The organism is Paenibacillus chartarius, from assembly GCF_042432825.1.
Lineage (GTDB): Bacteria > Bacillota > Bacilli > Paenibacillales > NBRC-103111 > Gordoniibacillus > Gordoniibacillus chartarius.
The window spans coordinates 63,026-74,944 of sequence record NZ_JBHLWN010000025.1 but is presented as its reverse complement, the minus strand read 5'-3'; the positions used below and the strand labels follow the sequence as shown (position 1 = coordinate 74,944).

The following is an 11,919-nucleotide window of genomic DNA, read 5'->3' as shown; positions in this document are numbered from 1 at the left end:
TTGATGGTTACTCTTTCACAGCGCCGAGCACGAGACCTTTGACGAAATACTTTTGCAGGAACGGATACACGAGAAGAATGGGCAGCGAGCCGATAAAAATTTGCGACGCTTTCACCGTGCGGTCGGATATGTTGGCGAATTCCTGCGGATTCGAGAGCTTGGTAAAATCGACCTGTACGATGATCGATTGCAGCAGTGTGGAAAGCGGCCACTGCGTCGGCTTCGTCAAGTAGATCATGCCGTCGAACCACGCATTCCAGTGGGTCACCAGTTGAAACAGTACGAGTGTGGCCAGCGCAGGCAGAGAAACCGGGAGAAACACATCCGTCAGCGTGCGCAAATGCGATGCCCCGTCCATATAGGCCGCTTCCTCCAGCTCCTTCGGCACCCCCCGGAAAAAGTTGAGCAGAAGTACGATATGGAATACAGCCACCAGCCCCGGCAAGATCAGCGCCCAGAACGAATTGATCAGCCCCAGCCTCGACATGACGACGTAGGTTGGAACAAGTCCTCCGCTAAAGAGCATCGTAACGATCAAGTACCAGGTGTAGATCGACCTCCCTTTAAATACCGCTTCCTCTTTGGACAGAGGATATGCCGTCAAAATCGTTACCGCCATACCCAGCGCGGTACCGATGATCGACCGTTTCACGGAAATGAACAGCGCCTGCACGAAGTTATCGTTGCCCAGCGTCTTCGCATAAGCCTCGACATTGAAGTCGACCGGCCAGAAGGTGACGAGATTCGCCCCCGCCGCCGCTTTGCCGCTGAACGAAACCGCCAATATATGAAGGAGCGGCAGCACGCAGAGCAGCGCGCATAGCCCCGTTAAAGCGATATTGCACGCGTAAAACCAACGATAGCCAACCGACTTGTGATACAAGCGGAACCACTCCCTCAAGCTCTTTAGAAAATGCGATAGTTCGCCAAACGGTACGCCAGCCGGTACGATACGGCGATGAGCGCGAAGCTGACGATTGACTTGAATAAGCCGACAGCCGTAGCGAAGCTGAAGTCGCCGGACAGCAGCCCGACCCGGTACACGTAGGTGTCGATGATGTCACCCTTGTCGTAGACGAGCGGGGTATACAGATTGTAAATTTGATCAAACCCCGCGTTCAAAATGTTGCCGAGCGAAAGCGTTGCGAGGACGACGGTAATCGGCGCGATCGCCGGCAGCGTCACATGGAACGTCATCTGCAGCCGGTTCGCCCCGTCGATTTCGGCCGCTTCATAGAGCGCCGGATTGACGCCGGCCAGCGAGGCCAAATAGACGATCGTGCCGAATCCGAACTCCTTCCACACATCGGTGACGACGACGGAAACCCGGAACCAATCGCCATCACCGAGGAAAAATATCGGCTGGATATCGAACGCATACCCGAGCGCCTGATTCACAATCCCTTTGATGGATAGCACGTCGATTAATATGCCGCTGAGGATGATCCACGACAAGAAGTGCGGCAAATACACGAGCGTTTGGACGGCTTTCTTGTAAGCCAGATGCCGGATTTCATTGAGCAGAAGCGAGAAGACGAGCGGCACGCCGATACCCGCAAGCAGCTTCATCACAGAGATGATCACCGTGTTCCAGATCACTTGGACGCTGTCTTCCTGCATGAATAGCCCCTTGAAATTATCGAGCCCGACCCATGGCGAGCCGGTGAAGCCAAGCCAAGGTTTATAGCTTTGGAACGCCATGACGAGACCGCCCATCGGCAAGTAGGCGAACAGCGCGGTAAGCAGGACAGCCGGAATCATCATGAGATGCAGAGGCCAAGAGCGCCTCAAGTGCGAGGCTTGCCGCAGCCTGGATGTAGAGTCGGAGCGCATTCCGGCTACCTCCTTATTTTCCGCTGACGGATTGGTACCAGACGTTGACTTCTTTCGATATTTGCTCGCCGCCGGATTGCTTCCACCGTTCCACGAACTTGTCGAACTCCTCGACCGGCGAACGGCCGTGGATGATTTTCGTTAACGTCTCGTTTTCCAATTTCGTCAGCATGTCGCCCTTGGAGCGCATCGTATCCGTTGCGCCGCCGATGAACAGGTCGCGGTAAGCCGTATCCTTCGAGGCAAAGGCAAGCATCGCATAGTCGATTGCATTTTTGCAGCAGTCGTAGTTGCCGGAATCGACCGGTCCTGTCGGCTTCTCGCCGGGCTTCAGCTTGCTCAGCCTCGTGAACGAATCGATGTTGCGGTTCGGATCGTTCGGCGCTTCCGGAATTAACGTTAATTTGTATACGTCGAATTGGCCGCCGGGAATTTTGTCCGCTTCCTTCGTTACGTTCCCGTCGACGATCGCATAGTCGTAGCCTTCCGCGAAACCGTTCTCCATGCCGGAGCCCGGCGTGCCGAGCGCGAAGTCGAGCAGCTTGTTGAAGTAAAGGAAGGCGGCGTCCGGATGCTTGTAGTTCTTATTAATCAGGAACGCGTGGGTCGCTTTGGCGAGCGAATAGTGTCCGGTTTTGCCGTCGGGACCGGCCGGAAGCGCGTACGCTTTCACCTCGGCGCCCGGCACGTTCTTCAGCAAGTCGCCCATCGGCCAATTGATCCCCCAGAACGGCGCCGGCATGATCCCCGCTTTCCCGGATGTCATCAGCTCGGTCGCTTTCGTCACATCGTGCAGCGACGCTTCCTTATCGATATAGCCTTTGGCGATCCAGTCGCGCAGCTTGGCAAGCGCCGCTTTCATTTCCGGCTGAACCGAGCCGTACTGCAGCCCGCCGTCCTTCGACTTCGCCCATACGGCCGGTGTTGCGCCGTAAGCTCCGAATATCCAGCTCGCATCGGCCATCCAGTTGTTGAACGTTTCGAGCGAGACGGCGAGACCGAGCGTATCCTTCTTTCCGTTGCCGTCCGGGTCCTGATTGACGAAGGCGTCCATCATCGCTTCGATGTCGTCGATCGTCTTCGGCTCTTTCACATTCAGCTTCTTCCGCCAATCCTCCCGGATGTACAAAATATTGTCGTTGTTGTGAGCGAGCTGCATGATCGGAATGCCGTACCGTTTGCCGTTTTTGGTCGTGAGCGCCCAAGCGTCCGGATGCTCCTGCATGATTTTCTTCAGCTGAGGCGATGCGTGCTTTTCGAACGCTTCGCCGATATCCATAAATTGGCCGGAATCGATCAAGTTTTGCAGCAGGTTTTTGCTCTGCGTATCGTTCGCCCACACGTGCAGCACGTCCGGCATCGGCTCGTTGGCCGAGAGCGACAGACGCAGCTTGGAGGCGCATGCGCCGGATTCATGCGGGGCGACCCACATATATTTCACTTCGATGCCCAGCTTTTCTTTGGACCAGCGCAGCGCCACATTGTTCTCGAACGTTTCGCCGTTCTTATATTTCAAGTCGGTTGAGCTTGTGGAGCAGCCTACAGAGGTCATCGTCACCGGCGGGTCGTACTTGCCTCCGGAGAACGGAGCCGTATATCCGCCGAAATCCTGGGCTGTGCCGCCCGCCGTTCCTTCGTTCCGCGCCGGCTCCTTCCCGTCCGAACAGCCGGCCAGGATGGAGCCTGCTGCCAGCAGCACACTAGCCGTCAGTGCGACATGACCACGAAAGTTGGTCTTCACTTTCATTCCCCCATTAGCTGAATCGAATGATTACGCTTTCATTATAGGGTGAGGGGCTTGCAGCGTCATGCCATTCCGATTGGGTGTTGTAGCACTTTCATTGGTTAGCGGTGGGTGTTCCGGTACATCTTCGGCGTCATCCCTTCCGCCTCCTGAAACACTTTGACAAAGTAGCTGGCCGATTGGTATCCGGTCTGCTCGGCGATCTCATAAACCATCAGATTCGTTCGGACCAGCAACTCCTTCGCTTTCTGCAGCCGCCTCTTCGTTACGTAGTCGCTAAAGCTGACACCGGTTTCGTTCTTAAACAGCACGCTGAAATAGCTGACGTTCAGATGTACAAGGCCGGCGACATTCTTCGCGGGCAGCATGCGGTTCAGGTTATGATCGATATAGTCGACCGCTTGCCGGATAAACGGATTCGATACAGCCGCTCTTCCTTCGGCGGCCGCCCCGCGCGGCCCCATCTCTGCGTTCGAATCATCGGAACGTTCTCCGGCTTGACGCTGCTCGCTAGACGCACGCTCCAGCCCTTCCTCCACCGCCTGTACGATATGCTCCTCTTCGGCCGGCTTCAGCAAATACCGGACTGCGCCGTAACGCAGCGCGGTACGCGCATATTCGAAGTCGGCATAGCCGGTCAGCACGATGGCCGGTATCCGGGCTCCTTCTTCACATGCATATCGAATCAGCTGGAGCCCGTCGAGCGACGGCATGCGAATATCGGTGATCAGCAGATCGACGGCCCAACGATGCTCCCGCAGCAGCTGCAGCGCAGTCCAGCCGTTCTCGGCCGTCAGCACATCATACCGGTCTCCCGCCCAGCGGGAGAGCGAGCGCACGATGCCGTTGCGCGTCAATCGTTCGTCGTCGGCAATCAAGATTTTACCGTGCATCGTTATTCGCTCCTTATGATATAAGGGATTTCAAAGGAAACAGCCGTACCCGAGCCACGCCTGCTGCTGATTTGCAAGCCATGACCATCGCCGTAATACAACCGGAGACGGTGGTGGAGATTGACAAGTCCGATTCCCGTGCCCTTCGAATCGCCGCTTCGGGCGGGATGGCCGGCGAGTATCGCTTCAGCAAACCCTTGCTCCATCCCGCAGCCATTATCGGCGACGGCGAAGCGGACTTCCCGGCCCGACTCCGATAAAACGATGCGCAGCTTGATGGCTCCTTGCCCGGCCGGCTCGATGCCGTGGCATACCGCATTCTCGACGAGCGGCTGCAGCAGCAGCTTGGGCAGAACGGCGTTCACCGCCCGCGGATCCGCTTCAACCGACCAGGTTAACCGGTCGTCAAACCGTTTGAGCATCAGCGACATATACTGGCTCACATGGTTCAGTTCATCCGAAACCGTGACCCACTCCCCGCCGGAAGCCGGGCTTCTCACCGCATAGCGGAACATCCGGGATAAAGCGATGACCGTACCTGCAAGCTCCTCCTGCCCTCGCTCCTTTAAGAGCCAATAGAACGTCTCCAGCGAGTTATACAGAAAATGAGGATTAATCTGCGCCTGGAGCGCTTGCATCTCCGCTTGATGTTGCATAAGCTCCCGCTCGTAAACGGTTTCCACCAGCTCGCGGACCCGGTCAACCATCCGGTTGTATGCAGCGTTCAGCTCGCTCAGCTCCAATGTGCGGAACGTTCCATGATTGCGGTCCGGGATGCCGCCCTTGCCGCTGCGCATCGTACGAATAAGCTTGCGGACCGGCCGCGTTATCATCGTCGAGAGCATATGCGCAAGCACGACCGACAGAACGAGGCCGATGGCCCCCGCCCAAAGCAGCGCCTCCTTGATGACGTCCATGCCTTCGGCAATCCAATGCTGCGGTGCCAGACTGACGAGCGTCCAGCCTGTTACGGAAGACCGGATTCGGATCGGCACATACGTATTGCCGTTCATGCGGACAACGTTTGAGTTGGAAAATATACCGGGCGGAGTCTGCTTGACATCCGTTTGCGTTGACACCAGCATTCGCCCATGGCTGTCAAACACATACATGTAGCTGTCCGGGATTTGGGGGACATTTGCGCTGTAGAACGGAATTATGCTCTTGCTGACGCGAACGACCAAATACCCGCCCGCGTTGAAGCGGTCGTTCTCCAGACGGATTTGCCTTATGGACAACAGCGTCTCCCCGTCCTTCGGGTCGAGGCCGATCCATACAAGTTCGCCGGGACGCCGGTCAGCCGCGTCGATCCATTCCGGATCAACACGGCTGCGCAGCGATGCATATTGCAGAGGGTATACGGCCTTATCGCCCGCATACAGTTCGATGGACACGATCGAGGCGGTGTAGTAACGGAACTCATCGACCATCAGCTTCGCGGATATGCGCTGCTCGACGGTCGGTTCCTTCGATTCCGAATATTTGATGGCGTAGAGCAGCTCTTGCATGCTGCTGTCGGCAACCAGCTGAAACGTCACCGTATCGACATTGCTTAACGACACTTCCACTGAAGAATGGATATGGCTCGTTAACGCATGCACATAACGGTCGGTATGGCTGCGCAGCAGCTCTGCGATCGGCTGGTAAGCGGCTGATCCCGTCACGGATAGTACCGCGATCAGGACCGCAACCGCACCGAGCCAAATTTGCAGGCGAACCGTAGGCTTCAGCCACGAACCGAGCATTCGGCACACCTCCGCTCTTTACACGTCGCAAGGCTTCACATGCATCGTTACGGATAATGAATGATTGTCGACACGACAACTCGCTATGACACCATGAGGCTGTTCAGATACGGAGACTGTCATATGCGGACCGCCCGTTTGGCTTATGGATAAAGCGAAGATGGCCGCGGCTTTTTGGATGCTTCCCAGATCGAACTTTTTCTCTTGTCCGGCATATAGCACATAATCGACGCAAAGCTTGCCGGGTTCGCGGTGAATATCCCAATACGGCGGATGCAGGATGGCCGCATCGCTATTCCGCTCTTCTTCAAACGCACTGTAAGCCAAATGAATGGCAGCGGTCAGCTCCGATATTCGCACACGAACATTGCGACCGTCATCGAGGTCAGCCTCGACCCCATCCATGACGCCCCCGAACTCGAATCGAATCCGCAAATCCGAGGACACCAGCGTACCGTTCGTCGGATCCAGCACGGGATGCGCATTGCCGCCGTTCGTAAACAGGTTCAGCCCAAACAGCACATGCCCTTCCGATTGCAAGCTGTGAAGCAGCGCCGAAGAGAAATCGCCGCCGTCGTTCAAAAACCGCACATGCATATACGTTGCCGCACCGTTATTTGTGAAATAAGCGACCAGGCTGCGGCATTGGTTCCACATAATTTCCCGGGTAAATGAACCGAGCGCAAACTGCGGCGTGATGTGGCAGTAAGCCCACTTCTCGATGCCGGTTTTCTCGTATTTCATGAACCGCTCATATACGGTGCGTGCGGCGCTCTCCCGGAAGTGCGCTGCGTACTTGGCCGGGCATGTGGCGCCGGAGCGGTACCATTCCGCCGAATAATGCATTTGCTGCCAAGGCGCATAATAAACCGTACCGGAAGTTGCCATCTGCAGGAACGCTTTAATCTCATGCTTCAGCAGCGTCCCGTAGCTGCGGCTGTGCGGTCCCGCCCATTCGCCCGTCGATGCATGGAAGTGCTCGGCAACCATTTTCCAAGCCATATCCAGCATATCGTCGCAAAGCTCCTTTACCGGCTCCAGCTTCGTCTCAAGCCTCAGCTTCGACAGCTCCACAATCGTGATCGTCGCGTAGGTAGGGCTGTTGTATTCCTGGAACGCGCCGAGCGCCGTCGTATACGTTCGGAGCTTCTCCAGACGCTGCAGACCATATGCCGTGTAATCGGCCCGTTCCAGCAGCTCGCCGCCGATTACAGTAACGAATGCGCCCATAATGGCGATATTCGTATAACTCGGGCCGACATCCCGCTTCACAATCGCATCGGCGGCGCGGGCTACCGCCTGACGCATCGAGCCGCGGAGCGGCCCGGGGAGCTGCTCCGCATGCCTCTTCAGTGCGAGTAACAGGTTCTTGCCGATAAAGTCCGCCCAGTTCCAGTCCGGCGGCGCCATCTCGGACAGCGGCTCTTCGTAGAACCACGGCCACACGCCGAAGGTAGCGCTGCTTCGATCCGTATCCTGCAGAGATACGATACTTTCCAGTACTTCACAGGCTCGCTGCGTATATTCGTGAACACCGGAGTCTAGCAGCGCCAAAGCATAGATGGTGTTCGGATTCGTGCCATGAACGTACTCCGCCTGCTTAATCCGGGTATGGTAGCCCGGACTGCTGAACGGAGTCCGGTACAACCGGAGCTCCGGGTCGTACTTATCCTGAATCGAATGAACGAGCTGATGAAGCCTATCCTCATGCCACCGGTTCAAGTCTTCGGCTGACAATGCTGTTCCGAAACCCGACATGCCCACATCCCCCCTCATTCTGTGCCTGATCCCTCTATCTGCCTGAACGCTCACTACTTGCCGGTTTGCTGCTTCATCATGTCAATGATATCTTTGGCCAGGAAGCTGTTCTTGCTGTCGTTCTTCCACCAATTCGCGAACCACTCTTCGACCTTCTTGCCGCTTCCTTTCTCCCATGCCGCCATCGCATCGCTCATCGCCTGCTCGGGTGTATAGCCCTTCCCGCCGAGAATCGCTTTAATCCACAAGTCGTCAATCGGCTTCGTCAAGTTCACGGAAATCGCTTCGATGTCCTTCGGCAGCTGCGGCAGGTGCTCGGGATGCGTAATTTCCACGTACGGCTTCGCAGGGTCCGTATATATGTCCATCGCTTTCTTAAATAAAGCAAGTCCTTCCTTTTCAATCGGATTGTCCGGATTGAATTTGGTTTCGATCTTGCCGCACTTCGCGTCCAGAATGCTCGAGCTCAGCATTTGCAGATCGCCGTTATAGCTGACCTCCGTCTTCTGCTTGCCGGCGTCGATAATGAGCGGACAGCCGTTAGGCCCCGGATTCCAGTGCTCGTTTTCGATCCCGTATTTCAGCGTCTTCATCGTTTCCGGCTTCACAAGGAAGTCAACATAGCTCATAATCGCTTCCGGATGCTTCGCATGGGCGTTCACGACGGCAGTAGCCTGGACCGGATTCGTATAAGCCGGATTGAATTGTCCCGCCGGGCTTCGCGGATAGGGCAGCGGGGCCACGGCGGCGTCCGGCACATTTTTCTTCAACGAAGCCAGCTCATTGATCGTAAAGCCGTACCAGTCGATCTGGAGCGGGTAAATGCCGATTTTGCCGTTGATGAAATCCTGCTTCGCTTTAGCGCCGTTCTTATCGTTCAAATAATCTTTGTCGACGATGCCTTCATCGAACAAACGCTTCTTAAACTCCGCGGCCGCCTTGAAGTTCTCGAAGTTTCTCGTTAAGCTGCCGTCTTTTACGACCCAACTGGTCGCTTGAAACACCTGGTTAATGACATATCCGGATTGCAAGCTGATCGCCATCCCGTACGTATCCTTCTGGCCGTTGCCGTCCGGGTCGTTCTCGGCGAATGCTTTGGCGACCTGGTACAGCTCCTCGGTCGTTGTCGGCGCTTGCAGATTCAGCTTCTTGAGCCAATCCTCGCGGATCAGGATCGCATGGATCGGCAATACTTCCTGCAGCCGGCCGAACTCATACAGCTTGCCGTCCGCTTTCGTGCCAACCTTCTTCAGTGCGGGATACTGCTTCAGAAGCTTCTTATACTCCGTGCTGTATTTTTCGATCATATCGTCGATCGGCATCAGCATCTTCTGGTCGTACAGCGGATTCTTGATGAACGGGTCGTATTCGAAAATCAAGTCCGGCGCGCTTGCCGATGCAAACATGACGTTCAGCTTCTGACGGGATTCGAAACGCGGCACAGCAACGAAATTGACGTTCGCAGGCCCGTTCTCGTTCAGCCACTTCGTCCAGCGGTTGTTTTCCGTCGACCCTTCCGTAGACGGGACGTTCGAGCGGTCGTACACCGTCGACGAAATATGTTGCCGAACCGGCTTGACAGCCGCTGCGTCACCGCTTGCCGCCGTATCGCCCGGAGCTGCACGGTTCGTGTCGGAACAGGCTGCAAGAAGCGCGGCGGAAGCAAGGATGAGGACGGTGGACACGGTTAACCATTTTCGATAAGCTGGCATCAGGATACCCCTCTCAATCGGTTCTCTTCGTATTTCAGGTATGCTGGTTGAATCCTGGCGGGGCGCGGCGGGACAGCCCGTCAACCTTTCACCGAGCCGAGCATAACCCCTTTCACAAAATACCGCTGCAGGAACGGATAGATAATCAGCATCGGAATGACGACGACCATGATACCGGCCGCTTTAATACCTTCGCCCGTCACATCGGCGATGTCCCCCGGCTGAAGCGCCATCACCTCCGACAGTACGGAATCTTTCTTGATCATCTGCTGGATCATGACCATCAGGTTGTATTTCTCCGTATCGTTGATGTAGATGAGCACGTTCATGAATGAATTCCAATACCCGACAGCGTTGAACAACGTAAGCGTGGCGATGACCGGCATGGATAGAGGAAGAACGATTCGAATCAGATGCGTCCACTCCCCGCAGCCGTCCATCCGCCCCGCTTCATCGATCTCCTCCGGAATGTTGTCGAAAAACGTTCGCATGACCAGCACGTTATACGTGTTGATGAGCGACGGCAGCCACAGCACCCAGTACGAATCGATCAAGCCATACTGCTTCATGACCAAATAATGCGGGATCAAACCGCTCCCGAACATCATCGTGAACACCATTGCAAGCGTGAACACCCTTCTGCCGTAAAAATAGTTCCGCGACAGCGGATACGCCGTCAGCGTCGTCGCGATCATCGACAGCACCGTACCGACGACGGTGATCTGGACGCTGTTCCAAAGCGCCGGTATGACTCGCGTATTGTCGAACAGTACCCGATACGATTCCAGCTCCCACCCGACCGGCCATATGGAGACGAAGCCCGAATGGATCGCATGCGATTCGCTGAACGACAGCGATACGATATGCAGCAGCGGGAGCAAGCAGCTGAGGCCGATGAGCGTAAGCATGGTGTAGTTGAACGTGTAAAACATTTTATCGCTGAATGAAGCCTTCATCTCCGCCACCTCCTACCACAATGACTGATTCGAGCGACGGGCCAAATAATTGGCGCCGAGCACCAGAATGAACCCGACCGCATTCTCGAACAATCCCATTGCCGTCGTTAGGCTGAATTGAGCCCGTTGTATGCCTATCGTGTAGTTATAGTAGCTGATGACATTGGAAACTTCGGATACACTCTCGTTCGACAGCATGTAAACCGGATCGAACCCGACGTCCATCACCTTGCCGACATTCAGAATGAGCAGCAGCACGATCGTTGGCATAATGCCCGGAATGGAGATATGGCGAATTTGCTGCCATTTGCTCGCTCCATCGATGGCGGACGACTCGTACAGATGCGGATCGATCGCGGTGAGGGCGGCTAAATAAATGATCGCAGCGAAGCCCATCTCCTTCCAGATGCCCGAACCGATGAAAATCATGATCCACGAAATCGGTTTATAAAGAAACGGGTACGGTTCGCCCGCGAACTGCCGAATCCAATGGTTGATGACGCCGGATTCCTGCGAGAATAGTTCCAGCACAATGCCGGACACGATGACCCATGAAAAGAAATGAGGCAAATAGACGAGCGTTTGAACGGACTTCTTAAACCACATGCGGCGAACTTCGTTCAGCATAACGGCCAGTGCGATCGGGGCGGGAAAGCCGGCCGCGATGCCGAGCACGCTGAGCAGCAGCGTATTTTGGATCACGTTCAGCGTCTGCGGCTGATTGAACAAGGTGCGGAAGTTATCGAAGCCGACCCACGGGCTGTTCAAAATTCCGTCGTACAAGTTGTAATCCTTGAATGCGATTACAATTCCGCCCATCGGATAGTACTTGAACAGCAGATAAAACAAAATGCCGGGCAAAAACATGAGATACAGCGGGATGTTTCGCTTCGTTCGTCCGGCCTTCGCACGGGAACGCCCCGTAAGGTAATGCGCCGTTTCGCGGGTTGCGCCGCCGGCAGGTACGGCCATGTTGATCACCTCGTTGATTATGGGAAAATGTTGTCCGGTCGTGCCTTCATCATACCGCGTCTCCGTCCGGGTTTTCCTTGAATTCCATGACCGGAATCTAGAATTATTTGTCATGTTCACGTTGCGATCGGGCCGTTTTGCGACGATCTGGCGGCGTCGCGCCGGGAGGACGGCCCGTTTGGGGCCGTCTTGCGTCACTCCGGCGGCGTCGCGCTGAGAAGACGGCCCGTTTGGGGCCGTTTTGCGTCACTCCGGCGGAGTCGCGCTGAAAAGACGGCCCGTTTGGGGCCGTTTTGCGTCACTCCG

General features: G+C 55.8%; 9 protein-coding genes. All 9 read right to left on the bottom strand.

The window, feature by feature from the left end:
- Positions 1-7: 7 nt before the first annotated feature.
- Positions 8-883 (bottom strand): carbohydrate ABC transporter permease, encoded by an 876-nt coding sequence (locus ACFFK0_RS06100; protein ID WP_377469086.1) that lies wholly within the window; start codon positions 881-883, stop codon positions 8-10.
- Positions 884-906: 23 nt separating this feature from the next.
- Positions 907-1,833: an ABC transporter permease gene (locus ACFFK0_RS06095; RefSeq protein WP_377469085.1), complete on the bottom strand. Its 927-nt coding sequence runs from the start codon at positions 1,831-1,833 to the stop codon at positions 907-909.
- Between the two features lie 13 nt (positions 1,834-1,846).
- Positions 1,847-3,574: an extracellular solute-binding protein gene (locus tag ACFFK0_RS06090; RefSeq protein WP_377469083.1), complete on the bottom strand. Its 1,728-nt coding sequence runs from the start codon at positions 3,572-3,574 to the stop codon at positions 1,847-1,849.
- Positions 3,575-3,678: 104 nt separating this feature from the next.
- Positions 3,679-4,470: a response regulator transcription factor gene (locus ACFFK0_RS06085; protein WP_377469082.1), complete on the bottom strand. Its 792-nt coding sequence runs from the start codon at positions 4,468-4,470 to the stop codon at positions 3,679-3,681.
- A gap of 2 nt (positions 4,471-4,472) precedes the next feature.
- Positions 4,473-6,215 (bottom strand): sensor histidine kinase, encoded by a 1,743-nt coding sequence (locus ACFFK0_RS06080; RefSeq protein WP_377469081.1) that lies wholly within the window; start codon positions 6,213-6,215, stop codon positions 4,473-4,475.
- A gap of 18 nt (positions 6,216-6,233) precedes the next feature.
- The gene (locus ACFFK0_RS06075; RefSeq protein ID WP_377469080.1) at positions 6,234-7,973 is read right to left on the bottom strand and encodes a DUF8769 domain-containing protein; all 1,740 of its coding nucleotides are present in this window, start codon (positions 7,971-7,973) and stop codon (positions 6,234-6,236) included.
- A 53-nt stretch (positions 7,974-8,026) separates the two neighbouring features.
- Positions 8,027-9,685, bottom strand: a complete 1,659-nt coding sequence (locus ACFFK0_RS06070; RefSeq protein ID WP_377469079.1) for an extracellular solute-binding protein — start codon at positions 9,683-9,685, stop codon at positions 8,027-8,029.
- An 80-nt stretch (positions 9,686-9,765) separates the two neighbouring features.
- A complete protein-coding gene (locus tag ACFFK0_RS06065; RefSeq protein WP_377469077.1) occupies positions 9,766-10,641 on the bottom strand; it encodes a carbohydrate ABC transporter permease in 876 nt (291 codons plus the stop codon).
- A 12-nt stretch (positions 10,642-10,653) separates the two neighbouring features.
- Positions 10,654-11,613: an ABC transporter permease gene (locus ACFFK0_RS06060; protein ID WP_377469075.1), complete on the bottom strand. Its 960-nt coding sequence runs from the start codon at positions 11,611-11,613 to the stop codon at positions 10,654-10,656.
- Positions 11,614-11,919: the final 306 nt, after the last annotated feature.